This is a genomic window from Rubrivirga sp. SAORIC476 (assembly GCF_002283555.1).
Lineage (GTDB): Bacteria > Bacteroidota > Rhodothermia > Rhodothermales > Rubricoccaceae > Rubrivirga.
This window is the reverse complement of the sequence record NZ_MVOI01000006.1, coordinates 269,760-296,398: the sequence shown is the minus strand read 5'-3', so window position 1 is coordinate 296,398 and position 26,639 is coordinate 269,760. Positions and strand designations below refer to the sequence as shown.

Here is a 26,639-nt window from a genome sequence, read left to right as displayed (position 1 = left end):
CGGCCCTCGGCGAAATGCCTCCCAGGGGGACGATCTCGTCATTCACCTGATCACAGTCCCTCGTGAACCCCGACGCCGTCGCGCGCGTCGCCGCTGTATGCCCGCTCCTCTCCCCCCTGCCCCTGCCCCTGCCCTCGGCGAGCCGACGAGCCATCCTCCCGTGGGCCGGTTTGCGCCGAGCCCGACGGGCGACCTCCACGTGGGGAGCGCGTTGGCCGCGCTGGCGGCCTGGGCGAGCGCACGACGCCAGGGCGGCCGGTTCGTGTGGCGAGTGGAAGACCTCGACGGACCGCGCGCCGTCCCGGGCTCGGCCGAGCGCCAGATCGCGGACGCCCGATGGCTCGGTCTCGACTGGGACGAGGGCCCGGACGTCGGCGGACCGGACGGACCATACCGTCAGTCCGAGCGCAGCGCGATCTACGAGGCTGCGCTGCGACGCCTCGCCGACGGAGGCCACCTGTTCCCCTGCCGCGTCTCGCGCGCCGACCTCCGCGCACTCGCGAGCGCCCCCCACGGCTCTGACGGCCTCCCCCCCTACCCTGTCAGCCTCCGCCCCGACGCCCTCCCGGCCGCGTGGCTCGACGACCCCGCCGCTGTCGCCGATGCGGCCCTCCGATTCCGCGTCGAGGCGGGCACGGTCGCGTTCACCGACCGCGTCGTGGGCGAGGTCTCGGAGGACGTCAGCACGTCCGTGGGCGACTTCGTGCTGAAGCGCCGCGACGGCGTCTACGCGTACCAGCTAGCCGTCGTCGTGGACGACCTCGCGATGGGCGTCACCGAGGTCGTCCGGGGGATGGACCTGCTGGACTCGACCGCCCGGCAGATCCGCCTGATCGAGGCCCTCGGCGGGACGCCCCCGACCTACGCCCACCTCCCCCTGCTGGTCGGCGCCGACGGCGAGAAGCTGTCGAAGCGAGACGAGGGCCTCACGGTCCGCTCCCTCCGCGAGGCCGGCGTGGCGCCCGAGGCGCTGGTCGGCTGGCTGGCGGCCGCGCTCGGGCAGGGCGACGCGCGCCCGCGGACACCAGCCGCGGTCGCCGCCACGTTCGAGATCGGCCGCGTGCGTCCGGCACCCGTTCCCGTCCCGGCCGATCTTGCGCACCGCCTCCACACGCCCTGAAGCCCGAGCCGCCCCACCACGCCGATGTCCGCCCCCGTCTCTCGCCTTCTTCTGCTCGCCGTGCTCCTCGCCGCGCCCGGTGCGGCGGCCCAGATGCTGCCCTCCGGCACATGGACCGGCACGCTCACGGACGCCGACGGCGCTCGCCATGCCGTCAATGCCACGCTGGAGCGTTGCGCGACGGGCTTCACGCTCGACCTCAGCGTCGCCGGGCGGACCGCGAGCGTCCCCGAGAGCGCTCCAGCCACGTGGCAGCGCGGGCGGCTCCGGTTCACGACGAGCCGCCTCCGCCTGCCAGGCACGATCCTGCCCCGCCCCCTCGCCTGCGACCTCTCGTCGGACGACGCGGGCACGCTCCGCGGCATGTGCGCCACCGGCAACGCGCAGGTCCGCATGGAACTGACCCCTCCGGCGGACGGCGCCTTTGGCTGCGACTGAGCGCGCCCGCCTCGGGCCCGAGGCGGAGCAGGCTATGCGGTCCGGCCCCGCCACGACCGGTCGCCCGCGAAGCGCCGCCGGGCGGCGTAGACGAAGAACAGGCGCTTCGCGCGGGCCGCACGGCGAGCGTCGGCGACGGCCCAGCCCGCCTGCGCGGCGTTGGCGAGGACCGACCCGCCCGCGAGCGTCGCCGCGACGGTCTGGGCGAGCACGTCCGGAGAGGCCAGTGCGACCGTCAGCGCTGGCGCGGCGAGCGGCACGAACTGGCCCGGACGCTCGGCGTAGCGCGTGACGAGTTCGCGGAGGTAGCCTACCGTCGCGACCGCGTCCTCGATCTCGGCGACCGCGGGCGCCACCTGCCGCTGGTAGACGCGGTCCGCCTCGACGGCGAAGTCGGGGTCCCAGGCCGCTGCGGCGACCTCCGCCGCGAAGGCACCCACGGCGGCGCGGAACCGCGTCAGTGCCGCGTCCAGGTCGGCGCGGATGTCGAGCACCTCGGCGACCGTCGCCCGGTCGAACAGCGGGAGTCGCTGCAGCACGTGCGCCGCGAGGCCGCCGTCGCGCGCCCGGTGCGCCCGTGGCTCCGACACGCCGAGGCGCCCCGACGCCACCGCGCCGCGGAGCCCGTCGGCGGTGGCCCCGTCCAGCAACGGCGTGGTATGGCCCTGCGAGACCGCATCCGCGACCACCCTGGCGTAGGTCTCGGCCGCCGCCTCCGCGAAGTCCGACGGCCCGGCGATGGCCCCGACGCCGAGCGTCTCGACCGTCAGACGCCCTGCCGCGACGGCCGGGCCCAGCGCCTCCAGTCCGCTCTCCACGAGAGCCTCGGCCAACGCGCGGCGGTAGCGCCGCCACCAGGCGTCCACCGTCAGCCGGACCACCTCGGGGTCGACATGGGGGGTGTCGACGACATGGGCCAGGCGAGCGGGCGCGTCACCGAGGCCGAGGTCGTCGGCCAGCCCGGCGAGCACGGCGAGTCGCGACCCCACCGCCGTCGGGGTGTGATCCCGCAGGCGCAGCAGCAGGCTCGCGGCCGGGCTGCACAGCGTGACACGGTCTCCGTAGAGCAACGCCGCCTTGACGAGCGGGAGGCCGACGCCGAGGTCGGGCGGGAGCGCCGAGCGCGGCGGCCCGACGCCGACGGTGAGGTCCATGACGGGCGCGGTGGGGAGGCCGCAGGGTCGCACGCCCGGGTGTCAGCGGCCGGTCATGGGAGCGGTGCACTAGCGACGGGTTCTCCCAGGGACGCGCCACACACCTGTCACACCTATCCCAGATCTTTGGGCTCCGCCCAATTCGCCCGCCTCGGGCCCCCTCCGGAATGCGTCGACAGGTCATCGAGAAGCTGGAAATCCTCGCCGACGCGGCCAAGTACGACGCCTCGTGCGCCTCGTCCGGCGGCACACGCAAGAACTCGCCGACCGGCATCGGCAACAGCACGGGCGCGGGCATCTGCCACTCGTACACCGAGGACGGCCGGTGCGTCTCGCTCCTCAAGGTGCTGTTCTCGAACGTCTGCATCTACGACTGCGCCTACTGCGTGAGCCGCCGCTCGAACGAGGAGGTCGAGCGCGTTGCGTTTACCGTCAAGGAGGTCGTCGAGCTGACGATGGGGTTCTACAAGCGGAACTACATCGAGGGGCTGTTCCTGTCGTCGGGAATCTTCGGCGACGCCGACACGACGACTGAGAAGCTGGTCGCCGTGGCCCGGTCGCTCCGCCACGACCACCTCTTCAACGGCTACATCCACCTCAAGGTGATCCCAGGCGCCTCGCCCGAGTTGCTCACCGAGGCCGGGCGCCTGGCCGACCGCCTGTCGGTCAACGTCGAGATCCCGAGCGAGGCCGGGCTCAAGCAGGTCGCGCCGGAGAAGGACTACCACCAGGTGTTCGCGCCGATGGGCCACGTCCGCGACCGGATCGACGCGGCCAGGGAGGAGCGGCAGAAAGACCGCCGCGCGCCCCGGTTCGCGGCGGGTGGCCAGAGCACCCAGCTCGTGATCGGGGCGACGCCGGAGACGGACCGCCAGATCCTGGAGCTGACCGACGGGCTGTACTCGGAGCAGAAGCTCCGGCGCGTCTACTTCTCCGGCTTCGTGCCCCTCGGCGGCGACGACCGCGTGCCGGACCCCGAGAGCTATCGCGCCCCGCTCCACCGCGAGCACCGCCTCTACCAGGCCGACTGGCTCCTGCGCAAGTACGGCTTCGACTTGGACGAGGTGGCCCCGCCTGGGTCCGCCAACCTCGACAGCGACATCGACCCGAAGACGGCCTACGCGTTGCGATTCCCGACCCTCTTCCCTGTCGACGTCAACACGGCGCCGATCGAGTGGCTCCAGCGGGTGCCCGGGCTCGGCATCCGGAGCTCGAAGCGGATCGTCGCGGCGCGGCGGCGCGGCACCGTCCGCTGGGACGACCTGCGGGCGATGGGCGTCGTGATGAAGCGCGCCCAGTACTTCCTGACGACGCCGGACCACAAGCCTCACCTGATCGGCTCCGACCCCGGCGCCGTCCGCCGACGGATCGTGGGCGGCAAGGCCGAGGCCCCCCAGCTGTCGCTCTTCGCGCCGGCGCCGCTCGTGATGCCAGCGCCGCTCGCGAAAGCGGCACCTCTCGCGAAGGCGGCCTAGCCGATGTCCGAGCATCCCGCCTTGCCCGTCGACCCGCACCTTGCCGTCGAGACCGACGGCACGTTCGCCGGCCTGCTCTGCGCCTACGCCGAGACGTACCGGCGGGGCGCCCTGCCCGCCTCGGTGGGCCTCGCTGGAGAGCGGGCGAGCGGGACGCTGTTCGGCGACACCCTCCGCGTCGAGACCGAGGCGACCGTGGCCGACCGCGTCGAGCGAGGGCTGGACCGCGCGGTGCCGGGGCTCGTCGGGCGGCTCCGGCGGGCGGTCCTGAGCGAGCGGCCGGGCATCGAGGTCGCCGTGCTCCGCCTGGCCGACGCCGTCCGCGTGGAGGGCAAGGCGGTGGCCGACGACTGGACGTTCGAGCCTGCGCGCGAGGTCGGGCGGTGGGCCGGGCGCGTCGGCCGCGAGGCGCACCGGATGGAAGCGTTCGTCCGCTTCGAGGAGCACGTCGCGGACGGCGTCGAGACGTGGACGGCGACGGCGCGGCCCGAGTACCACGTGCTGCCCATCCTGCACCCCCACTTCGAGGCGCGCTACCCGACGCTGGCGTGGCGCATCGTCGACGCCCGCCGCGGGCTGGCGCTCGTCCACACGCCGGCTCCGGAGCGCGAGGCGGGGGCGCCCGCGTCCCGCATCGTCCCGGCCGTGACGCTGGGCCTCGCCGACGAGGCGCCCGACGAGGCGGCGTACCAGACGATGTGGAAGGCGTACTTCCAGGCCGTCACCATCCCCGAGCGACGCAACCTCAAGCTCCACCTCCGGCACGTGCCCAAGCGCTACTGGCCGTACCTGACCGAGAAGCAGCCCGCCGTGCCCCTCGTCGCCTCGGCCGCGGCGCCGGTGCCACGCGCCGCCGTGCCCGCCTCGGGCCCGAGGCCGAGCTAGCCAGCCTCGGCGTCGGGCTCGACCAGGGCCGCCTCGGACGGGTCGTCCGGGTCGGCGGCCTCGCCCTCCACGAACGGGCCGATGTAGAGGCGCTGCAACAGCACCCGCCCGACGCCCAGGATGGGGACGACGAGCAGGATGCCCAGGAAGCCGGTCAGCGCGCCCAGCACGATCTGCCCCGCGACCACGAACGCCGGCGCGACGCGGATCATGGCGCCCTGCACCTTGGGGGTGATGAGGTTGCCCTCGACCTGCTGCGCCGCGACGGCCAGCCCCAGCGTCCACAGCCCCGTCGTCGTGCCCTCGGCAAAGCCGACGATGATGGCCGGCGCCCACCCGATGAACGGCCCGAACGTGGGGATCACGGTCAGCACCGCCGCGAACGCGGCCAGCGCCAGCGCGCCCGGTAGCCCGATCGCCGTCAGCCCGACGACCGCCATCAGCCCCAGCACGGCCACCGCGATGCCGACGCCTTTGACCCACGCCAGCAGCACCGTGCCCATGTCCGACAGCACGTCCTCGACGAACGGCTGGTGGTCGCGGTCGAACAGCCGGTCCACGGCGCCCGTGTACTGTGCCGGGGAGGCGGCGGTGTAGACGGCCACCACGAGCACCACCAGCGCGCCCGAGAGCACGCCCGCCGCCGACGAGAACCACCCGAGCAGTCGACCGCCGACGGCGTTCAGGTCGGACGGCAGCGAGAGGGCGCCCTCCGGCAGACCGAGGCGCGCGCGGGTGGCCTCCAGAAACTCGGGCGCCGCCCCCCAGAGCTCCGACGCCTCGGCCATCAGGCGAGGGCCGCCCAGCGCCGACGCCGACGCGATCGCCCCGATCACGGCCAGCACCACGCCCGCCAGCGCGGCGCCGCGTGGCACCCCGGTTCGCTCCGCGAGCCACTGGCTCGCGTGGAAGAACAGCACCCCGATGGCGACGCCCAGGAAGACGAGCAGCACGGCCTGGCGTGTGGTCCACAGCACGAACAGCGCCACCACGGCGAGCGCCACCAGCACGACCACGTAGCGCGCCCGCTGGCGGAAGGAAACGGACGTGTCGAGCGGGGTCGGGCGAGGCGTCATGCCAGATCCGACGCGCGGCGGGACGCTGGGGTCCGGCTCACGCCCCCGACCGAGGATCCCCCCATACCGTCTCGAAGAGCGCCAGCGGCGGGTCGCCATCGACCGTCCCGGCCCGGCGCATCCCGACGTGGGTCAGCACCCGCTGCGACACCCTGTGGTCAAGGCCCGTGATGGCGAGGACCCGGTCCATCCCGAGGTCGTGGCGAGCGTGCGCCAGCGTCGCTCGGGCCGCCTCGGTGGCGTAGCCGCGGCCGTGGTGGCGGGCGAGCATGGCGTAGCCGAGGTCGGGCGCCTCCAGCCCCTCGCGGCGTAGGAGGCCGCAGATGCCGACCGGCTCGCCGGTGTCGCGGAGGGCGACGCGGTAGAGCCCGTGCCCGTGCTCGGCGTAGCTCGCCAGCGGGCCAGAGCGGAGGTACCCCTCTGCGTCGGCGACGGTGCGGACGCCGCGGTCGCCGATGTGCTGGATCCAGAGCGGCTCGGTGAGCAACTCCGCGATGAAGGGCGCGTCGGCGAGGGTGAGCCGGCGGACGCCGAGGCGGGCGGTCTCGAAGAGCGTCATGCCCGAAGATCGGACGGATCGCGACGGTCCGCATGGGTTCACTCTCCTGAACCTGTATCTTCGGCGCGGCCGTTCGCGGTCACCTCGGGGCGTAGCGCAGCCCGGTAGCGCGCCTGCTTTGGGAGCAGGAGGTCGTGGGTTCGAATCCCGCCGCCCCGACATGGATCTGGTAGGCGACAGGGTCTTCGGAGACGACGTGCCGCATCCGGTGGCCGTTGGCACAGAGCATGACGCACTTGTCGAGTTCTCGGCGGCGTCGGTCTGCAGAGAACAGCCGAAGCTTCGTCCACTGGTAGTCCTTCGCCGATGGGTCCAGATGATGGAACTCGAAGGCGTCCGGGTGGAACCGACCGCCGCAGTCGGCACAGCGCCCGCCGAGGCGTTCGACTTCCTCGATCTTGATCCGGCGCCAGCGCTCGACGCCCATTCGGTTGAAGCACGCCTTGCACCGCGACTGGACCTTCGCCCCGGATCGGTAGAAGTCGCCCAGGGGGAGACGCTCCCGACAGTCTGAACACATCCTAGTTTCCATTGTCCGCCCCGGTAGCTTAATTGGATAAAGCGACGGCCTTCTAAGCCGTTGAGTCCAGGTTCGAGTCCTGGCCGGGGTACACGTGACGCTCCGCAGGGTTCTCATACGCACCCGGGGTGGTCGTCCGTAGATTGCCCGCATGGTGCCGTGGCCGAGGGGTTAGGCACAGGTCTGCAAAACCTGCTACACCGGTTCAAATCCGGTCGGCACCTCCCGCGCGATGGGCCTCTAGAGGCCTCGAAGCCCACTTCTACACTGAGTAGGGGTGGGCTTCCTCGTTGGCGTCAGCGTCCAGTGCTACGATACTGCTACGATTTCCAGCCCCTCTATGGGGCCGGTGGCCTGGAGGGAGTGGGTGGGGACGCAGCCCCCCTTCTCATGGCGAGCCTCTTCAAGCAAGGCGACCTCTACTACGCCCAGTTCTTCTGCAAGCACCTCCGCCCGCAACGCAAGCGGGTCCCACTCAAGACGACGACGAAGCCAGAAGCACGAAGGAGACTGGCCGAGTTAGAGCGCCGGTTCGCGGATCAGGAGTTCAACCCGTGGACCGATGACCCATGGGCTCCGAAAGAGCAGCCACCTCAGGAGCCAGAAGCCACGGCCCCAAGCGACCTGACTCTTGGGGATGCCGTTGCGGCCTACCTCGAAGCCCACGACCACCTCTCCCCGTTCACCGTCCAGACCTACTCGGACATCCTGAGCGTGTTCGAGGCCCACGTCGGCAAGGACACGCCAGCGTGTGCCCTCTCGGCGGACCACGTAGCCTCACTGCTGGCGTCGAGGTCCGTCAAGCTCATCACGAAGCACAAGTACCGGAACCACATCGGCTACCTCTACCGGTGGCTGGTGAGAGACGGAGTGCTGAATGCGGACCACACCAAGGCCGTCCGGCTCCCCAAGCTCCCCGAGCAGGCGCCGAAGTCGATGACAGACGAGCAGGTCGAGGCCTTCCTCGCCGCTGTCGAGTCCTTCAGCGCCATCACCCGACGAGATGGAAGGGCCGTGGACTGGTCATGGATTGCAGACGTGGTGAGGGCCAACGTCTGGCTTGGCCTCAGGAGAGGGGAGGTCTGCGCGCTCCAGTGGCACCACGTCGATATCGAGGCCCGCGTGCTGCTGGTCAGGAACGAGGACGGGTTCAAGACGAAGTCGGGGAAGGAGAGGGCCATCCCCATTCCGGGCCCCTCGCTCACCGTCATCGAACGGCTCCAACAGTCCGCTGAATCCGGACCCGTCTTTCGGACCCACCAAGGTGAGGCCCCTCGACTCCATCAGTTGTCACGGGGCTTCTCGAAGTTTAGGAAGCTGGCAGGACTGCCGAACGAGACAAACTTCCACTCGACTAGGCACACTGCGCTGACGCGGCTTGCTAAGAAAGGGGTCCCGGTGGAGGTCATTCGTCAATTCGCTGGCCACTCGTCTATTGTCGTCACAGAGAGGTACACCCGGATACGCCCTAGTGCTGCGCACAGCATAATTAATCAGGCCTTACTAGAGACCTAGCCCAAGACCCGCCGCAATCAACCTATATACTATTGCAAATAGCAATATATGTCGACCAAATGGCCCCATGACGGTGACACGGTGCACGCGGCTACTCTACATTATCCTCCCATGACCACTCAGCCATACCTAGGGGTCTTCTTGGCTAGATTGTCCTGCCGCCCATTCGGAGTTAGCTCCCTGCTCTCCTCGTTCCACCTCTCCTGGCCAAGCCGCCTTGTGCTGCGGAATGCCTAGTAGGACGCCTCCGACGAGCCTGCCCCTTTCCTCATAACTATCACTCGCAAGGCATGAGAACCTCAGTTGGCGAGCTGAACGGCCCCGACTGGGAGTCGCTGTGCCAGAAAGTCTTGCGCTTGATGTACGTGAACGACGGGTATCACGAGGTGCCGGCGCGCTACGGCGGAGACCTGGGAATTGAGGGGTACACCCAAACAGGAATTGTATTTCAGTGCTACTGTCCGGAAGGAAACCCAACTGATAAGGAGCTGTACGAACACCAAAGAGATAAGGTCACCAGGGATATTGCCAAGTTAAAGAAAAATCGCCACAAGATATATGAAATGATCGGGTCTAGCACAATACGCCAGTGGCACTTCCTGACTCCCGCCTACTCTAGCAGGCATCTGCTTAGTCACTGCGCAACCAAAGCCTTAAAAATTAAGAATATAGGGTGCCATACTATAGACTCTAATTTCTCTATATGCATAAAAGTAGAGGAGGACTACACTGCGCAGATTAGCGAAATAGTGAATCACACGGGCTTCTCAATCAGCGCCTCTCTCGACCCTGTCGACGCTACGGCGATCGAATCATGGAATGACGCAAATAGCGAACATGCGTCAACAATACGCTCCAAGCTAGAGAAGGCAGTGCCGGGCCATCCGCGCATGGAATTACTTGTGTACAACAATATCAGTCAGTATCTGACTGGCCAGAGGGAATTGGAGCGTATCAGATCCCAGTTCCCCGACCACTACGAGAGCATAGTTAGACTGAAGCGCCAACAGGACGTATTGTTAGAGATGAACTCCGTGACGACAAGTCTCCCACCCGGCGACCTCCTGAAAGAGACATTAGACGACTATAAAAATGATTTGAACAGACTCCTTGCTGGATCGGCAGATATCCCAACAGTAGGGCTATTGGCAAACGAAGCTATTGCAGATTGGCTCATTCGATGCCCTCTCGACTTTTAAATATGCACAATCAGTATAGCACACTGTTGCCACTAGATGATCTTGCAGGCTTCACCTTTGCAAGAAAGCCGGTATCGGTACCAGCCGACCTGAGGCTCCACTGGAGAATTGCCGAGACACTTCTTGTACTTAGACTATGCTCTTTTAAATCTAGCTCGTCTGTAATGAAATTGCAATTGTTCAATTGGGCTCTGAGGAATCAAGAGGTTAGAGCCAGGGTGATCGCTGCCATGAGCGGAGCGAAGCCGTCATTCGGAGGATCAGTACTCCACTTGGATCCTGCCGTGAATCGGGCTGTCGATTTTTCCCTAGCCACCGGCTTGACTGGCATAGGCTCGCCGGGGAAAATCAAACTGCTTGAGAAGGGACGAGACCTAGCGGACCGGGTCCTTGAGGATGACACCCTGCTGTCAGCGGAGAAGGCTTTCTTGACTGAGATAGGCAAGAAGATATCAGAGGCAAAGCTCTCGTCTACCATCAACGCACTCTTCTAATGCAGAGGCTACATCTCCGCGCGCTTCGTGTCTCCGTCTCGGCCCAGGATGGACTGTTCGGCACAGAGATCACCTTTGAACGCGGGCTGAACATAATCCGCGCTGACAACAGCAGGGGGAAAAGTACTATCCTAAATTCTATTCTATATGCGCTTGGCTTAGAAATATTGTCGGGGAGAAAGGGTCCAGAGTCGATGAAGCCCGCCCTCAGAGACCACTTCTCGTCCGATGGAGAGGACCATCAGGTCCTAGAGTCGTTCGTTGAACTTGAGATTTCAAATCAATTCGATGCGGTTGCCACGATCAGGCGACAGATTGTCGGCGACTCAGATTCTCGCCTCGTTCTAGTTACTCTGGCCCAGGGCCTCACTGGAGCTAATACATCCGTTAGCACCCCCTCCAGGCCTTACTACCTCCACGACCCTGGAGCTGCCCAGCGCGAGTTGGGATTCCACACTTTTCTAGCCCGTTTCCTAAATCTCGAACTGCCCAAGGTAGCGACCTATCGAGGTTCTGAGAGCATCTTGTACCTTGAGTGCCTTGCCTCACTAATGTTTATTGAACAGGTTCGGGGCTGGTCTGCAATTCAGGCCACCACCCCAACTGCCTTTGGTATACAGAATGTTAAAAAGGCCGCAACTGAATACCTATTAGATCTTGACATTAGAGACGTGGAGAGACTTAAGAAGGAAGTAGAAATAGAAAAGGACCAAGTCAGATCGGAATGGAAAACCATGCGCGCTGCTGTCGAGTATCTAGCACGACAGTCAGGTGGTGTCGTGGCCAACCTGTCAGAAGTCCCAATTGTTGAGTTTAACGATGAGCTAGACTTCATATTCATTCCTACCCCGAGCGGTGAGGAGTGGGTGTCACTGCAAGATCACATGCAGGTCATCAGATCCGAGCACGAGGAGATCCAAGTAGCTGTGCAGGGCGACATTGCCTACGCATCCTCAGAACAAACGATGCTTGCGGAAAAGCTGCACCAGCTTGAGACAAGGTTATTGTTCAGTGAAGCCGCCTTGGATGCCGAGCGTTCTGATCTATTCTCTGAGGAGGCGTCATTATCTCAGCTGGAACAACAGATTGAATCAATTGAGTCTGACATAGTTAGAAATGCTGATGCTATAAAGCTAAAATCGTACGGGGCCTCAGTAGACGATCTTATTTCTCTGGATGAATGCCCAACTTGCCACCAGGGAATTGCCAATGTCCTATTGGAGCAGGGCGACGGTGTCAGCCCCATGACTATCGAGGAAAACATCCAGTTCCTGAAGCAGCAGAGAGTGGCTGCCCTTGTGGTGCTGGACAAATCCCGTACTGCCACTGAAGCAAGGAGGGCTATTGTAGCCACCCATCAAGTGCGAGTTAACGAACTCAGGGTCTCGATACGAGATCTGAAGTCTCAGCTTACTGCCGGCGTTGATCTTCCAGACCTGTCACTGCTGCGCAAGCTTGTTCAGCTTGACGAGACAATTCGCCACCTAGAACAAGTTTATGAAGAGACCTTGTCCCTGTCGGTTAAGGCAAGCGGCTTGTCTAATGACTGGAGAGAAATACTAGTCAGGGAGAATGCGCTGCCCAGGTTTTTGTTTTCCGATGAGGACGAGGCCAAGTTGGCGCATTTCACAGAGTCCTTCAGAGACAACATAATAAACTTTGAGTTCGGAAGCGATGACCCCATGTCTATCGACATATCCAGAGATAGTTACCGGCCAACAAAGGATGACTTCGAGATGATATATGATGCCTCAGCAAGTGATAATATCAGGATAATATGGGCATACACTATTGCCATGCTGGAAACATCTATTCAGTTCTCAACCAATCATTGGGGCATATTGTTTTTTGATGAGCCGGCACAACAACAAGTGTCAGATGGCAGCAGGGATTCTTTTTACTCAAAACTATCGGGCCTAGAATCTTCGGACTATCAATGCATTGTGACGACCAGTGAAAGCAGAGACTATTTTGAGTCCTCACTAGCTGACAGAGAATATTCCCTAACTGATTTCGACTCATTTATAATTGACAGGATGTAGGCCATCATTGACTTAAGACAAACCCTTGGCGCGATGCTTTACGCCATGTTGTGAAACGGCGTTTCCATGGCTGATGACTCCTGTGAAGTGCGGAAAACGAGGCCATAGGTCGACTCTTGGCGTTGGACGAGAAAATATGTGAGACTGCGTGACAGAGCGCTACCCCCCCAATGAGGCAGATCTGGCGACTCGGGCTCGTTCTCCCCATATACAATAGGACACTATGGGCGCGAGGTACCTGCATGCTAAACTAAATGCCGCTTCTCTTGCGTGAGACCGGGACACCTAGATGTGTCGCAAACATATACAGCTTGTCAATAAATGGGCGACATGCTGTATAGCTTTGCTCCCATCTGAAAATTTTCCAAGAGCGCGCACCGACTACTCCACCGAACTACCCCCCCTTGCGCTGGGCTTTCAAAAGGCCCCGTGTTTCCCTCACCACCCGCCCCGCAGGGGGGCAAATTCCATGGAGACCTACACCTACGACGGCGTCACCTCGACGCCCGTCACCAACCTCAGACTCGTCGTCGCCGAAGCCCTTATGGGGAAGGTGGCCGACGAAGACACGGAGTCCGTCGCCTACACCGTCGTCGTCGGCACTGACGGCGATGGCCGCCCAATGACCGACGAGGTCACGCGGCGGCTCATCCGACAGGACCCTGATGTGCTCGACAAGTACGCCGACCTTCTCGTCCTCGACTCCGAGTACACCGACGGCGCGGCCTACGTGACCGTCGAGCAGTACGTCCGCGTGGCCTATCCAGCTTTGGGGTCTCAGCTCTCCCGGTCCTCGAAGGCCGCCGAGTTGCTGGCCTCGCTGGGGATCGAGACCGCACCCTCTGACGAGGGCAGGATCCGCCGGTTCACGACGAACGAGAAGCTGACCGGCCCATACGCCGCCCTCCAGCCTTCTCAGATCCTCGCGCTCCTGCGAGGCCTCGGCGGCTACCTCCACACGCGGAGGACACTCCGTCCTGACCGGCTCTTCCGGCCGGAGGATCTCGCGGCTCTGGCCTCGATGCCGACAGTTGAGGCTGAGGCCTCGCGAGCCCGGATGCTCCACCAGTGGGCCTCTCGCGTTGGAGACAGCCCTGTAGTGGCTGCCGACGGCTCGCAGGTCTACTCGTCCACACGCCTCGTCCTCGGCGTTGAGGAGCGTGCCACGGATCCTCAGGCGGTCCAGGCCTACTACATCGATCAGATCCGCGCGGACCTCGAAGACGCGGGCCCTCACGAGCCCACGCCGTACAGCCTCGCCGTCCACGGTGACGGGGCCGTCGTCATCTGACATCCAAACGCCCCTTCCAGGGGACCCACCGAGAGGGGGGCGCTGCTCTAGCGAGTGGCGCCCCTCTCTCTTTTTGTACCACCTGCTAACTGACGTGTACCCCATGTCGGGAGGCGACACCCTACCCACTCATGAACACCAACGAGAACACCGCCCTCCCAATCCCCTCTGGGGACGGAGCCACGGGCACCGTCATCGTGGACCACTCGACGGGCCACGTCTCCCACCGGGACATCGGAGCCATCGAGGCCACCGAACTCGACGGGATCACCATCAACAGGACGAAGACAGGGATCAGCCCTTTCGTCCCCATCCTCAAGACCCCGACCCACTCCCAGAACTCGGGGACCCTCTCGGGCTACGCCGTCGAGATCGAGGACGACGCCTCACCCACCGGGTACCGCCACGTCGGGAACGTGAGCAAGAACTACCTCCTCCTCTCCAACGAGGAGGTCCGCGAGTTGGCCTGCGAGATTGCGGTCCAGTCCGGGATTGCCTTCAAGGAGTCCCGGATCTTCTGGGACGGCGCCCGCTTCTGCCACATCATCGACTTCCTGGAGACCGAGGCCGTCGAGGAAGGCGACGAAGTCGGCCTCTCTCTCATCACCCGGTCGAGCTACGACAAGAGCTGGCGCTATGAGTGCGCCCTGATGGGGAAGCGGTTTGTCTGCGACAACGGGGCCATCTCCGGCGAGTTCTTCGCCCGGGTCTCGTTCAAGCACCTCAAGCCGAGAGCGTCCGACGACGAGGGTCCGAAGGAGGAGGCCTGGAAGGGAGTTGTACGCCAGGGCCTCACGGTCATCGACAGGGCTCCCGACGACCTCCACAGGTTCGTGCAGGGCCTGAGACTCCTGAGAAAAACGGGACTCACCGACGCCCACCTCCGCGAGGTGTGGGGTCGACTCCCGACGATCGGGGACTCGATCAAGGGCCAGGTCGTGAGCCGGTACGTGGCCCACGAGGAGCCAACGCTGTACGGGCTCTTCAACGCAGGCACGAACGTGTTCTCCCACCGGGAGAAGATGACGGCCGCCGACTTCTCGAACAACGACGCCTTCACGTCGGGGCTCTTGGGCTACGCCTTTGAGTCGCTGAACTGAGCCCGTCCCTCTGATCCACTGACCCTGAGGTCCCCTGCCGTCTTCGGATGACAGGGGACTTCTGCTTTCCCCCTCTACACCATGCCACGAGTCCACACAGCCGAGTCCTCCACGACCCCGGCCACGACGACCCACGACAGACCCGCCAGGATCTACCCCATCGAGAACCTCCTCACGATCCAGACCCTCATGAAGAAGCTGAACCTGACGCCCGGCGACTGCCTCAGTCTGCTGGCCGAGATGCTCGAAGACCTCGACCGTCAGATCACCGACCACGAAGCGGAAGGAGACGGGTTGCCTTTCCCACCGATGTAGCTCTTGGTTACCGCCGTCTGGCTCCTGAACTGGAAGTCAGACGGCATAAATCACCTACGTCCTCGTCAGGACCTACGCCTGACGTTGATCCTCCTCTGAACGGGCTTCGCCCCACGGGTGTAGGGCCGTCGTCCTCTGCGGCCGTTGATCTTCGGGTTCTCCTTGTTCAGCAGCCGCCGGAGTTCATCGGCTACTGCCTTCTCTTGGCGAGCTACAGCGTGGGCCTCGTCCTCGGCTGAGCGCGGTTTCCCGGCCCTACGTGCTCGCAGGCTGTGCTTCTCGTTTAAGCGGTCTGAGGCCGTCCTGCGGCCCTCTGTCTTGCTGATTGGATCGGCGCTGGCTGCCGGGGGCGGCTTGGTTCTCATGGCTGGGCTCTGGATGTCCGTTGTGCCCCAAATCCCATCCACGTTCGTGCCAAGAGACGGCCAGCGGAGGGCCTTCGTGTTGATCAGAAATGAGAGCCTGTAGCACTCGGGACCCCGCGCAATTGAGTAACAGGCCCCACAAGCTAGGAGAGACGACCAAGGAGAGAGGGCGACGGAGACCCCTATCCTTTAGACGAGATGGGGCACACCGTCGAATGTGGCCACATGGGCCGCAGGACGCGATTTGAAGGCTCTGTGGTCCTGAAAACAGGGTCGCCAATGGAACTGATGGCGTTCCTGGTGTCTCAGACGAAGTCCTTGGTTTCGAGCTTCGCGTAGGGCATGTCTTCTGCCTCCCGGGCTCTTTCTATAGCCTCGGGCGGCACCACCCCCAACGTCACAATCCCGTCGTGCTCGTTGGAGATGGGGACTACGCCATAGTCCGGGAGGATTGTCGTGAGTCGATGAATGAACGCGGCCTCCTTCCCTTGCAAGAGGAAAGCTGCCAGTTTGCGCTTCGCCTCTCGGATGTTCTCGCGTTCGTCGCCTATCTCTCGGGTCCAGTGGAACTTCATCTGCAAGGCGTTCCTGACGAGCCTACCCGTGCGGTTTGGCTCCGCGTTCTGGGGAACCCATTCTTCCTCCAAGTAGCGGTGCCACTCCTTCACACGAGCGCTGAAGGGCTGAAGCACCTCCCGCGTGTCCTTCAGTGCGTCGGCTGCGCTGGCGAACACAGGGGATAACTCGGGGCCGATGATCTCGTCCTTGGTCGAGACGCCGAACTCGTCGTAGAACCCCCACTTTACGGCCCCGTCGCTGTGGTAAAGCGAGTTTGGAAGGTGAGCGCCCATCACGAGCGCATAAAAGATCGCCTTCCAGGTATCCACCGTGAGTCCAGCACGGTCGGCATACATCTGTTTGTCGGCGCTGAGGTAAGTGTCGAGCCACGACGTATCAATCCCAGCGTCGGAGAGGAATGCCCGGAGGATATACGCTTGGCTCGACTTGAGGTCGTAGTTGAGCACTTCGGGCACCCCTTCGAGATCGCGGTACAGCCGGGCCTTCATCTCACGAGAGCAGGACTGGGCACCCCCGCCGCGTTGGCTCAACCTCCCGGTGCTCTGGACTGAGTACGCGAGCCGGTACCTGTACGTCGTCCCTTCGACTAGCTGCGGCTTCTGACGAAGGATGACCGAGTAGCAACGAATGTCTCCATCTAGGCGAGCGCGAGGCCGCTCCAGCCATCCTGGGATTTCTTCCTCGACACCGAGGCTCTCTGCGTACGAGACACTGTCCTCACGCTCACGGAGGTGTTCTTCTACGGCCGCTCGGTTGAAGTAACCGTACTCGAACGTGTGGATAGCCTGTTTGACCAAGAGAGGGTGAGGCTTCCCATACTCGTTCGTCGTCTTGTGCTTCTGAGGGCGTCCCTTCTTTCTTCCCGTTTTGGGATCCACGAACTCCGCCTCCAGGTCGGCGACCATCAACCACCTTGCCCTGTCCATCACTTCAGGCGGAATCTTCCATTCCCTCGACTTGCCCCTTGTGAACTGATGCTCCTTCATCAGCAAGATGCCATCCTCGACCATACTATTATTATCCGCCTCTGGAAAGAACTGGTCGAAGAAGGGCTTTGACACAGGAACCCACATGTTGCCTCCAGGCCGAGCAGAGAATAAAACATGGTAGAAGAACGTCTTGGAGCCCTCGTTGTAGCCGTCAAGGACACTGTCGAAGTACGCCTTAGCTCGGAGTGGTATGTCTTGAAACTCTGTCAGGTGGGCGTCCGCTGACAGCCCACGAGCGTCGATACGCCTCAGTTGATGGCCATCTAGCTCTTCGCGTGTCGTCCCAAACAAATCGGTCCTGCGGGATGGAGGTGGCCGTCCAGTCTAGCCCAATCCGAGAGATGGAAGAGGAAGCCGCTCGACGCCAGCGCCTTATCATGAGGGCAGCTCTTTTCCACACTGTCCCCGCCGCACTGCTACGATAGTGCTACGAAGTGGGGCTTGTTGCAGGCTCGACGCGCCCGAAACCGCCCATGGTGCCGTGGCCGAGGGGTTAGGCACAGGTCTGCAAAACCTGCTACACCGGTTCAAATCCGGTCGGCACCTCGCTCGAATCGCCGCTTCGGTACATCCCCGGAGCGGCGATTCTGCGTCTGGCCCCTTCCTGGAGAGCGCCTGCTCCCTGTTCTTGCCTGCCGGACCGAGCCACAGTTTGCTGCGCCGAGCCGCCGGAATGAGACGCCCTCTGGGTCCAGAAATGACGTTCTTTCCACCGGAAGCGCTTTTGTTTGCCTTCCCCCTTGCGCGACCGCCGGTCGGTGCCCCTACCTTGACGGCCGACAGCCCTCCTGTCCCCCACACCGTGACCCGCTCCTCCCACATCATCGCCCCCGCCGCCATGCGCTGCATGGGGATGATTATGTGTATGGCCCGTTCGGGCCAGGAGCGGTCGCGCCTCGGGCGCCGGTAGACACCACCGGCACTCGCGTCTGCAACCCCTTCTGGCCTGGGCCGGAGGGGGTTTTCTCGTTTCCCCCGACCCGGTCCTCCGCCTCCGCCCCCCACCCTCCCTGCCATGAGCGACCGCACCCTCCACTTCGACACCCTCCAGCTCCATGCTGGCCAGGCCCCGGACCCGACCACCAAGTCGCGGGCCGTGCCGATCTACCAGACCACCTCGTACACGTTCGACGACGCCAGCCACGCGGCCCGGCTGTTCGGGCTGGAGGAGTTCGGGAACATCTACACCCGAATTATGAACCCGACGACCGACGTGTTCGAGCAGCGGATCGCCGCGCTCGAAGGCGGCGTCGCCGCCCTCGCCGTGTCGTCGGGCCAGTCCGCCCACCTGGTCACGTTCACGACGCTGGCCCAGGCCGGCGACAACATCGTCGCGTCGAGCCGCCTGTACGGCGGGACGTACAGCCTGCTCAAGGTCACGCTCGGCCGCCTGGGCATCGAGACGCGCTTCGTGGACGAGGAGACGCCCGAGGCCTTCACCGCCCTCGCCGACGAGAACACGAAGGCCTTCTTCGCCGAGACGCTGGGCAACCCGGACCTGACGGTCCCCGACTTCCGCGGCCTCGCCGACGCCGCCCACGCCGTCGGCGTGCCGCTCGTGGTCGACAGCACGTTCGGGCAGGGCGGCTACGTCGTCCGCCCCATCGAGCACGGCGTCGACATCGTGACGCACTCGGCGACCAAGTGGATCGGCGGGCACGGCACGTCCATCGGCGGCGTGATCGTGGACTCGGGCAACTTCGACTGGCGCAACGGCAAGTTCCCGCTCTTCACCGAGCCCAACGAGGCCTACCACGGGCTCGTCTTCTCGGACGTGTTCAACCCGGAGAGCGACTTCGGCAACATCGGGTTCATCATCCGGGCGCGCGTCGAGGCGCTCCGCGACCTGGGCCCGGCCCTCTCGCCGTTCAACGCGTTCCAGCTGCTGACGGGCGTCGAGACGCTCTCGCTCCGCGCCCAGCGGCACGCCGAGAACGCCAACAAGGTGGCCGCGTGGCTGGAGGCGCACGACGCCGTCGAGTGGGTCTGGCACCCGTCTCTCGAAAGCCACCACAGCCACGAGACGGCGAAGAAGTATTTCCGCGAGGGGGCCTTCGGGAGCGTCCTCAGCTTCGGCATCCGCGGCGGCGCCGAGGCGGGCAAGGCGTTCATCGAGGCGGTCGAGCTGGCCAGCCACCTCGCCAACGTGGGCGACGCCAAGACGCTCGTCATCCACCCGGCCTCGACGACCCACCAGCAGCTCTCGGACCGCGAGCAGCGTGCGGCGGGCGTCAAGCCGGAGCTGATCCGCGTGTCGGTCGGCCTGGAGTACATCGACGACATCCTGGCCGACTTCCAGCAGGCGTTCGAGAAGACCTTGGTCGCCGCATGAGCCCTCGCCCGCACGGGTCGTGTCCCCCTCGGTGCCGGGTGAGTGGCCGAGGGCGGGCGAGCGATCGGCCCGTGCGGGCGGGCCCCGTCCAGGTGGCGAAGTGGTGAACGCGGCGGTCTGCAAAACCGCTATCCGCGGGTTCGATTCCCGCCCTGGACTCTCTCCTGTCTCCGACGTCATGACCCCGACCTCCTCTCCTCCGCCCCTTCCCGGGCGGTCTCCGGCGCGCCCCGCTGAGGCGGATGGTCTCCAGACCGTCCGCCTCGGGCCGTTCATGACCGAGGCCGGAGCCCGCCTGCCCGACGTCACGGTCGGCTACCGGACGTGGGGCACGCTCGACGCCGACGCGGACAACGCGGTCGTCGTGTGCCACGCACTCACGGGTGACACCGACGCCGCCGCGTGGTGGCCCGGGCTCGTGGGCGCCGGGCGGCTGGTCGACCCGGCGCGGCAGTTCATCGTGTGCGCCAACGCGCTCGGCTCGTGCTACGGCACCGACGGACCGGGCACGCTCGACGCCGAGGGGCGGCGCCTGGGGAGCCGCTTCCCGCGCATCACCGTCCGCGACCAGGCGCGGCTGCACGCGCGGCTGCTGAACAAGCTGGGCGTTCGCGAGGTGGCGCTCGCCGTCGGCGCGTCGATGGGCGGGATGCAGGCGCTGGAGCTGGCCCTCGTCGACCGCGAGGCGGGGCCGGACCGCGTCCAGCGGCTCGTGCTCGTGGGCATGGGCGCGGCGCACGGGGCGTGGCAGATCGGCATCGGCGAGGCGCACCGGATGGCCGTCCGCGCCGACCCGCGCTGGCGCGGCGGCGACTTCCCCGCCGACGACCCGCCCGTCGACGGCCTGGCCGCGGCCCGCGCCATGGGCATGATGACGTACCGCTCGGCGGCGCTCTTCGACGAGCGCTTCGGCCGCGACGCCCACGAGCCCCGCTTCGAGCCCGACGACCCGCGCTTCGCCATCGAGAGCTACCTCCGCTACCAGGGCGCCAAGCTGGCCGCGCGCTTCGACGCCGGCGCCTACGTCCGCCTGACCGAGGCGATGGACGGGCACGACGTGGGCCGAGGCCGGGGCCGGGAGGACGCCCCGACCGCTCTCGCCCGGCTCGCCGCCGACGCCCTGTGCGTCGGCATCTCGTCCGACCTCCTGTACCCGCCTGAGGAGTCGGCCGCCCTCGCCGACCTCCTCCCCAACGGCCGCTACGCCGAGCTCGACTCGCCCTTCGGCCACGACGCCTTCCTGGTGGACTTCGAGGCGCTCGACGCGCTCGTCCGCCCCTTCCTCGCCGACTCCGGCTTCTTCGCATGACCGCCTCTCCCGCCTTCCACCCCGCCGCCCCCGTCGCGGGCAGCCCCGCCCGCCCCCTCGATGTGTACCTCGCGGGCGTCGGCACCGTCGGTCGCGCGCTGCTCGGGCAGATCGCCGACCTCGCGCCCGGGACCCTCCGGCTCGTCGGGGCCTGCACGCGGAGCCGGTCTGGCCTCGACCTCGGCGGCCTCGACCCGGCCGCGCCCGCCCTCGACCCGGCGCCCCCCGACTGGCCCGCCATCCTGAACCGACTGGCCGCCCGTGCCGCCGGGGCGCCGGTCGTGTTCGTCGACGCCACCGGCTCGCCCGAGGTGGCCGACCTCGTCGAGCCGATGCTGGCGGCCGGGGTGAGCGTCGTCACGCCGAGCAAGCTGGCGAACACGCGGTCGCAGGCCGCCTACGACCGCCTCCGCCAGCTCTCCGCGACCGGTGCCGTCCACTACCGCTACGAGACGACGGCGGGTGCCGGGCTGCCCCTCGTCCGCCTGATCGAGGACCTGGTCGCGACCGGCGACCGCGTCCAGAGCATCCGCGGCGTCCTCTCGGGGACGATGACGTTCCTGTTCGGCCAGATCGAGCGCGGCGCCTCGTTCTCGACCGCCGCCCGGCGCGCCTTCGAGCAGGGCTACTCCGAGCCCGACGTGCGCGACGACCTCTCCGGCGAGGACGTGGCCCGCAAGCTGCTTATCCTGGCGCGCTCGGCCGGGCTCCGCGTGGAGCGGAGCGATGTGGAGGTCGAGAGCCTGGTCCCATCCGAGGCCGTCGGCGTGCCGGTCACCCTCGTCCCCGACGCGCTCGCCGCGGCTGACGCCGACTGGTCCCGCCGCGTCGCCGAGGCGGAGGCGGAGGGCAGGCGGCTCCGCTACGTCGGCGAGGTGCGGGTGGAGGGCGGGCGCCCCCAGCTCCGCGTCGGCACCGTGGCCGTCCCGGCGGGCTCGCCGCTGGGCACGCTCTCCGGCGCCGACAACCTGGTCGAGATCACGACCGAGCGCTACGCGGCCTCGCCCATCGTCGTGCGCGGCCCCGGCGCGGGCGCACAGGTGACGGCGGCGGGCGTGCTGGCGGATGTGCTGGCCGTGGCTCGCGCCGTCGCCGAGTGACGCCCAGCCACGGCCCAGCGCGCGGCCGCATATGTGGGAGGGTCTATCTGTCGCCGCTGAGCGCGGCGGATGGGGGGAGCGTCCCTCCATGACTCTGCGCTGAGCCGGAGGGAACGCCGCGTCCCTCGCCGGCCCGCGCGGGACCGAGGGATCCCGGCCGCCCTGGAAGCGGTTCGGCGACCTCCCCCTTCCCTCGACCCGACACATGACTCGTTTCTTCCCCCTCCTCCTCGGCCTGTTCGTCGTCGCCTCCGCCTGCGCCCAGGACGGCGGCATGGACCACTCCATGGACCACGACGGCGCCATGGCCGACCACCACATGATGCCGCCCATGCGCGGCACCGACGACGCCCGCGTCAGCCCCAACGGCGGCGTCATGACCACCGTCGGCACCACCAACGTGATGGTCCACTACGGCCGCCCCAGCCTCAACGACCGGACCTACTTCGCCGACGGCGCCACGCTCGCCCCCGCCGGCAGCGTCTGGCGGACCGGCGCCAACGAGGCCTCCGCCATCACCTTTGCCGGCGACGTGATGGTCAACGGCACGAGGGTGCCCGCGGGCACCTACGGCCTCTTCACCATCCCCGGCGACACCTGGACGGTCATCTTCAACACGACCGCCGAGCAGTGGGGCTCGATGAACTACGACGAGGCCGCCGACCAGGCCCGCGTCATGGCCGAGCCGATCACTGACGCCCCGATGCAGGAGCAGTTCGAGATCCGCTTCGCCGACGTGACCGAGGACTCGGCCACGATGATCCTCCACTGGGGGACCGTCGGCGTGCCGGTCACGATCACCGAGGCAGGCATGTAGGCCCCGGCCCCTCGCCGCCGCCGTGCGCCCCGCTGGCTGTCGCTGGCGGGGCGCGTTGCGTCTGCCCGCCTCGGCACCACAGAGGGCCCAGTCAGCGCTTCGTGCCGACCGCGATCCGGGCGGGCCAGGCCATCGCGACCTCGCCCTCCCCGAACTCCCGCCGGAGCTGGTCGACGACGCTCGCCCCCAACGCCTCCCACTCGGCAGCACTCAGTTGCTGCCGGAGGAGCACCAGCGGCGCCGAACTCCGCTCGTTCGTCTCCCAGAACGCCGCCACCGAGGCGGCGTCGGCCCGGTGCTCGACGGTGTGGACCGCCACGTCCTCGAAGCCCGCCCCCTGCAGCGCGTCGATGAGCGACTCCGGATCGCCGAACGGGGCGGTCTCGTCGCCGAAGGGGAGCCACGGCAGGTGCGCCTTCATCGCCCGGAAGCAGGCGCTCAGCAGCGGGATGCCGCCGAGCGGCGCCCAGCTGGACACCGCGATCCGCCCGCCCGGCACGAGCACACGGCGCGCCTCGCGCAGCCCGGCCCCAGGATCCGGGAAGAAGATGAGGCCGAACATCGAGAAGACCGCGTCGAACCGGCCGGCGTCGAACGGAAGCGCCTGCCCGTCCGCCTCAATGGCGGTGACCGTCCCGACGCCCGCCTCGGCGACCCGGCGGCGCAGCGTCGCGATCATCTCGGCCGCGAAGTCGACCGCGACCACCTCCGACGCGTGCTCGGCGGCGAGCAGTGCCAGGGTGCCCGGCCCCGCCGCCACGTCGAGCACGCGCGCCCCAGGGGGCAGCGCGGCCAGACGGAGCGCGTCGCGCGCGTACGCCGCGAAGAGCGGGACCAGATCGGCGGTGTAGCCGGTCGCGACGGCGTTCCAGACGTCGGGGCGGGAGAGCGGCGAGACGGACATGGCGCAGGCAGGCAGAGCGGTGGCAAGGTCGCCACCGAGGAAACCCGTCGCCGGTTTTCACGCCCTCCGGTGGACCGTCCGGCGCGCTCCGGCGTACGTTCTTGATCCGACAGTTTTCCGGCCGATACCGAGGCCGTCTCCCCCTCCGACCATGAAGTTTACCGTCTCCAGCGCCGACCTCCTCCGGGCGCTCTCGACCGTCAACGGGGCCGTCCCGTCCAAGAGCACCCTGCCCATCCTGGAGTGCGTCCTCTTCGAGCGCGAGGAGGGCACGTTGCGCATCGCCGCGACCGACCTCGAGATCTCGATCGTGCAGCGGCTGCCGGTGACCTTCGAGCAGAACGGCACCGAGGCCAAGCAGCGCATCGCCGTCCCGGCGCGCCGCCTGCTGGACACGCTCCGCGCGCTCCCCGACCTCTCGGTCACCGTCGCCACCGACGCCGAGTTCAACATCGAGCTGACCACCGACCAGGGGCGCTACAAGATGGTCGGCTTCGACGGGGGCGACTACCCGGCGCTGCCGTCGCTCGACGGTGCGCAGGCCATCACGGCCGAGGGTGCGCTCGTCAAGCACGCCATCGACAAGACCGGCTTCGCGGCGAGCAAGGACGCCCTCCGCCCGGCCATGATGGGCGTGCTGTTCCAGGTCCGCCCGGAGAACGCGACCATCGTCGCCACCGACGGCCACCGGCTCGTCAAGCTCGTCGCCGACGGCATCACGGCCGAGCAGCCCGTCGACGTGATCGTGCCCGCGGGCGCGCTCGCGCTGGCGGGCAAGGCCGCGAGCGAGGGCACCTGCACGATCCGCATCGCGTCCGGCTACGTCGGCTTCGACTTCGGCGACACGCAGGTGATCGGGCGGCTCATCGAGGAGCAGTACCCCAACTACGAGGCCGTCATCCCGGTCGAGAACGAGAAGCGGCTGACGGTCGGCCGCGACGCCATGCTGGCGGCCGTCCGCCGCGTGGCCCTCTACTCGTCGTCCATGACGCACCAGATCCGCCTCGCCCTCGGCGCCGACGCGCTGACGGTCTCCGCGGAGGACATCGAGCGCGCCTCCGAGGCCAAGGAGCGCGTCCTCTGCGACTACGACGCCGAGCCGATGGAGATCGGCTTCAACTCGCAGTACCTCCAGGAGGTCTTGTCCAACGTCGACGGCGAGGACGTCGTGTTCGAGTTCTCGTCGCCCAACCGCGCCGGCGTCGTCTCCCCCGCCGAGGGGGCCGACGGCGAGGAACTGCTGATGCTCATCATGCCGGTCATGCTCAACACGTACGCGTAGGCGCCTCTGCCTCGCGCCGCTCTGCGCCCCGGTCGACCCACGTCGGCCGGGGCGTGTTCGTGTGCTGGCGATACGACGCTCGACGGCCGCACCGAGGGCGGCAGGGCCATACAGTGAGACAGCCCCACGACACGGGACGTGCGGCCGTCTGCGCCGGCCTCGGGGCCGAGGCGGGCCGCCCCGGATCGTCCTTTGGGCAGGTATGGGCTACGAGGTGCAGGTGGATGCTGGCTCCAGTCCCCCGTACCGACCTGCGATTCGCTCTAGGTGCACTCCTCGGACGGGACCCGCACCGGCGCGTCGGTAGCCTGCCCGGTCGGCTCCGGGAGCCAGGCCCACACGAAGGCCGCCATCAGCAGGATCATCACCGTCGAGGCGGTCGTGTTGGCCGGGTAGCCGTAGGTCGCGTAGAGCACCCCGCCCAGCGCCGCGCCCACGCCCGTCCCGATCTGCCCGACGGCGATGGTCAGCGACAGGAACGCGCCGCGCTGTCGGCCGGGCACGAGCGCCGTCAGCAACGCCTGGAGCGGCGCCATGCGGAGCGAGAAGAACCCCATGATGGCGATGTAGAGCGGGTACGCGACCCACCGCTCGACGACCACGAACGGCAGCGCAGCCGTCACCACGGCCAGCCCGAGGCACGAGGCCAGAATGAGCGGCTTCCGCCCGATCGCGTCCGAGAGCGTCCCGGCGCGCGGACTCACGATCACGCTCACGATGCCGCCCACCAGGAAGAGCGTCGCGATGAAGTCGAGCGGCAGCCCGAACACCGTCAGCGGCTCGCCGAAGAGCGACACCTCCAGCGGGAACTGCGTCGTCAGCCACTGCGGGAGGTAGACGATCAGCAGCCCCAGTCCGAAGTACATCAGGAAGTAGGTCGCCGCGGCGGCGCCCGTCCCGCCGGGCCCGACCAGCAGGTCCCAGTACTGACGCAGCGACCCCCGCACGGTCGGCCGCGACGCGGACAGGCGGACGTCCGGCTGGGGCACCACCGTCAGGATGAGCACGAACGCGACGGCCATCACGGCGGCGAACGCGACGAACGGCATCCGGAAGCCGTACGCGACGGCCAGCGCCCGCCCCAGCGGGATGCCCAGCACGAGCCCGAACGGGACGCCGCTCATCACCCAGCCCGTCGCCCACCCGCGCCGCTCGTACGGGAACGCGTCGCCGACGTAGCTGACCGCGGCGCCCGACAGGATGCCGCCGCCCGCGCCCGCCAGCACGCGCATGCCGAGGAGCGTGTCGAACGAGTCCGCCAGGCCGTGCAGCGCCAGCGCCACCACGAGCGCCCCCGAGCCGACGATCAGCACGCGCCGCCGGCCGATCCGGTCGGAGATGGGCCCCATCACGAGGGCCGCGAACGCCAGCACCCACGAATACACCGACACCAGCAGCCCCAGCGGACCGGTGCCCACGCCCAGTTCCTCCCCGATGAGCGGCAGGATCGGCGTGATGATGATCGTCTGGCTGGCCGCCGTGAAGACGAGGAGCCAGAGGGCGAACAGGGTCGCCGTGGTGCGAAGCGGGGAAGTCGGCAGCGTCTGTTGCAACAGGTGTCGGAAAGAGACGGCGGGACGGGAAGAAAGGTTCGGTCGGCCGATGGCGGGGTGCCCGCCTCGGCGCCAAGGCGGAGCGCGCGACGCAGAAGGGCCGTGGCCCGGCTCCCGCTCGCCCGGAGCGCCGCAGAGGGCAGGCTATTCAGTGGTCCTTCATCGGAATCTGAGGTGGGTAACGGTGGGGTAATGGCCGGGTAACCGCGACGTAACCCCGATCCGG

At 66.8% G+C, this 26,639-nt stretch carries 23 protein-coding genes and 5 tRNA genes; 22 read left to right on the top strand and 6 right to left on the bottom strand.

Features of this window, described 5'->3' with window-relative positions:
• The first annotated feature begins 97 nt into the window (after window positions 1-97).
• Window positions 98-1,120 (top strand): tRNA glutamyl-Q(34) synthetase GluQRS, encoded by a 1,023-nt coding sequence (gluQRS, locus tag B1759_RS12775; protein WP_095515457.1) that lies wholly within the window; start codon window positions 98-100, stop codon window positions 1,118-1,120.
• Window positions 1,121-1,144: 24 nt separating this feature from the next.
• A complete protein-coding gene (locus B1759_RS12770; protein ID WP_095515456.1) occupies window positions 1,145-1,558 on the top strand; it encodes a hypothetical protein in 414 nt (137 codons plus the stop codon).
• 32 nt (window positions 1,559-1,590) lie between these two features.
• Here the strand turns inward: B1759_RS12770 and B1759_RS12765 are convergent, their stop codons facing one another.
• Window positions 1,591-2,712, bottom strand: coding sequence for a hypothetical protein (locus tag B1759_RS12765; RefSeq protein WP_095515455.1), 1,122 nt, complete (start codon window positions 2,710-2,712; stop codon window positions 1,591-1,593).
• A gap of 167 nt (window positions 2,713-2,879) precedes the next feature.
• Here B1759_RS12765 and B1759_RS12760 point away from each other — a divergent pair, with 167 nt between their 5' ends.
• Both B1759_RS12760 and B1759_RS12755 read left to right on the top strand, forming a co-directional pair.
• Window positions 2,880-4,187, top strand: a complete 1,308-nt coding sequence (locus B1759_RS12760; RefSeq protein WP_095515454.1) for a putative DNA modification/repair radical SAM protein — start codon at window positions 2,880-2,882, stop codon at window positions 4,185-4,187.
• Between the two features lie 3 nt (window positions 4,188-4,190).
• Window positions 4,191-5,072: a TIGR03915 family putative DNA repair protein gene (locus B1759_RS12755; RefSeq protein WP_095515453.1), complete on the top strand. Its 882-nt coding sequence runs from the start codon at window positions 4,191-4,193 to the stop codon at window positions 5,070-5,072.
• Here B1759_RS12755 and B1759_RS12750 read toward each other — a convergent pair.
• A complete protein-coding gene (locus B1759_RS12750) occupies window positions 5,069-6,148 on the bottom strand; it encodes an AI-2E family transporter (protein WP_158225244.1) in 1,080 nt (359 codons plus the stop codon). The two genes, B1759_RS12755 and B1759_RS12750, sit on opposite strands and share 4 nt — an antisense overlap.
• A 37-nt stretch (window positions 6,149-6,185) precedes the next feature.
• Complete coding sequence (locus B1759_RS12745) at window positions 6,186-6,707, bottom strand: GNAT family N-acetyltransferase (RefSeq protein WP_095515451.1); 522 nt, start codon at window positions 6,705-6,707, stop codon at window positions 6,186-6,188.
• 85 nt (window positions 6,708-6,792) lie between these two features.
• On the opposite strand from B1759_RS12745, the gene B1759_RS12740 reads away from it, so the two are divergent.
• The 11 genes from B1759_RS12740 (at window position 6,793) to B1759_RS12705 (ending at window position 15,183) form a co-directional block, all read left to right on the top strand.
• Window positions 6,793-6,866 (top strand) — tRNA-Pro (locus tag B1759_RS12740).
• Between the two features lies 1 nt (window position 6,867).
• A complete protein-coding gene (locus tag B1759_RS19325; RefSeq protein ID WP_143537378.1) occupies window positions 6,868-7,221 on the top strand; it encodes a hypothetical protein in 354 nt (117 codons plus the stop codon).
• Between the two features lie 23 nt (window positions 7,222-7,244).
• A tRNA-Arg gene (locus B1759_RS12735) sits at window positions 7,245-7,318 on the top strand.
• 62 nt (window positions 7,319-7,380) lie between these two features.
• Window positions 7,381-7,451, top strand: a tRNA-Cys gene (locus tag B1759_RS12730).
• Between the two features lie 166 nt (window positions 7,452-7,617).
• The gene (locus B1759_RS12725; RefSeq protein WP_095515450.1) at window positions 7,618-8,742 is read left to right on the top strand and encodes a site-specific integrase; all 1,125 of its coding nucleotides are present in this window, start codon (window positions 7,618-7,620) and stop codon (window positions 8,740-8,742) included.
• A gap of 290 nt (window positions 8,743-9,032) precedes the next feature.
• Entirely contained in the window at window positions 9,033-9,941 is a 909-nt protein-coding gene (locus B1759_RS19320; protein WP_143537377.1) for a hypothetical protein, read from the top strand.
• A gap of 2 nt (window positions 9,942-9,943) precedes the next feature.
• Window positions 9,944-10,435, top strand: coding sequence for a hypothetical protein (locus B1759_RS19315; protein WP_158225243.1), 492 nt, complete (start codon window positions 9,944-9,946; stop codon window positions 10,433-10,435).
• On the top strand, window positions 10,435-12,477 hold the full coding sequence (locus tag B1759_RS12720; RefSeq protein ID WP_095515449.1) for an ATP-binding protein: 2,043 nt from the start codon (window positions 10,435-10,437) through the stop codon (window positions 12,475-12,477). Before B1759_RS19315 ends, B1759_RS12720 begins: the two co-directional genes overlap by 1 nt.
• A 469-nt stretch (window positions 12,478-12,946) precedes the next feature.
• A complete protein-coding gene (locus B1759_RS12715; protein WP_095515448.1) occupies window positions 12,947-13,768 on the top strand; it encodes a hypothetical protein in 822 nt (273 codons plus the stop codon).
• A 131-nt stretch (window positions 13,769-13,899) separates the two neighbouring features.
• Window positions 13,900-14,868, top strand: coding sequence for a DUF932 domain-containing protein (locus B1759_RS12710; protein WP_095515447.1), 969 nt, complete (start codon window positions 13,900-13,902; stop codon window positions 14,866-14,868).
• An 81-nt stretch (window positions 14,869-14,949) separates the two neighbouring features.
• A complete protein-coding gene (locus tag B1759_RS12705; RefSeq protein WP_095515446.1) occupies window positions 14,950-15,183 on the top strand; it encodes a hypothetical protein in 234 nt (77 codons plus the stop codon).
• 670 nt (window positions 15,184-15,853) lie between these two features.
• Here the strand turns inward: B1759_RS12705 and B1759_RS12700 are convergent.
• Window positions 15,854-17,407, bottom strand: a complete 1,554-nt coding sequence (locus B1759_RS12700) for a hypothetical protein (RefSeq protein ID WP_233134417.1) — start codon at window positions 17,405-17,407, stop codon at window positions 15,854-15,856.
• Between the two features lie 184 nt (window positions 17,408-17,591).
• Between B1759_RS12700 and B1759_RS12695 the strand changes: the two genes are divergently transcribed.
• The 6 genes from B1759_RS12695 to B1759_RS12670 all read left to right on the top strand — a co-directional run bounded on the left by B1759_RS12695 (window position 17,592) and on the right by B1759_RS12670 (window position 22,674).
• Window positions 17,592-17,662: transfer RNA gene (locus tag B1759_RS12695), tRNA-Cys, on the top strand.
• 469 nt (window positions 17,663-18,131) lie between these two features.
• Window positions 18,132-19,448 carry an O-acetylhomoserine aminocarboxypropyltransferase/cysteine synthase family protein gene (locus B1759_RS12690; protein WP_095515444.1) on the top strand — a complete coding sequence of 439 codons (1,317 nt, stop codon included), beginning with the start codon at window positions 18,132-18,134 and terminating at the stop codon, window positions 19,446-19,448.
• An 86-nt stretch (window positions 19,449-19,534) separates the two neighbouring features.
• Window positions 19,535-19,607, top strand: a tRNA-Cys gene (locus B1759_RS12685).
• A gap of 19 nt (window positions 19,608-19,626) precedes the next feature.
• Window positions 19,627-20,757, top strand: coding sequence for a homoserine O-acetyltransferase (gene metX / locus B1759_RS12680; RefSeq protein WP_095515443.1), 1,131 nt, complete (start codon window positions 19,627-19,629; stop codon window positions 20,755-20,757).
• Entirely contained in the window at window positions 20,754-21,857 is a 1,104-nt protein-coding gene (locus tag B1759_RS12675; protein WP_095515442.1) for an aspartate kinase, read from the top strand. The genes metX and B1759_RS12675 overlap by 4 nt, the downstream gene beginning before the upstream one ends.
• Before the next feature lie 205 nt (window positions 21,858-22,062).
• Complete coding sequence (locus B1759_RS12670; RefSeq protein ID WP_095515441.1) at window positions 22,063-22,674, top strand: DUF2911 domain-containing protein; 612 nt, start codon at window positions 22,063-22,065, stop codon at window positions 22,672-22,674.
• 91 nt (window positions 22,675-22,765) lie between these two features.
• Here B1759_RS12670 and B1759_RS12665 read toward each other — a convergent pair whose 3' ends face one another.
• Window positions 22,766-23,578: a methyltransferase domain-containing protein gene (locus tag B1759_RS12665; RefSeq protein WP_095515440.1), complete on the bottom strand. Its 813-nt coding sequence runs from the start codon at window positions 23,576-23,578 to the stop codon at window positions 22,766-22,768.
• Window positions 23,579-23,729: 151 nt separating this feature from the next.
• Here B1759_RS12665 and dnaN point away from each other — a divergent pair, with 151 nt between their 5' ends.
• Window positions 23,730-24,860: a DNA polymerase III subunit beta gene (gene dnaN / locus B1759_RS12660; RefSeq protein ID WP_095515439.1), complete on the top strand. Its 1,131-nt coding sequence runs from the start codon at window positions 23,730-23,732 to the stop codon at window positions 24,858-24,860.
• 263 nt (window positions 24,861-25,123) lie between these two features.
• Here dnaN and B1759_RS12655 read toward each other — a convergent pair whose 3' ends face one another.
• On the bottom strand, window positions 25,124-26,413 hold the full coding sequence (locus B1759_RS12655) for an MFS transporter (protein ID WP_198948858.1): 1,290 nt from the start codon (window positions 26,411-26,413) through the stop codon (window positions 25,124-25,126).
• Between the last annotated feature and the right edge of the window lie 226 nt (window positions 26,414-26,639).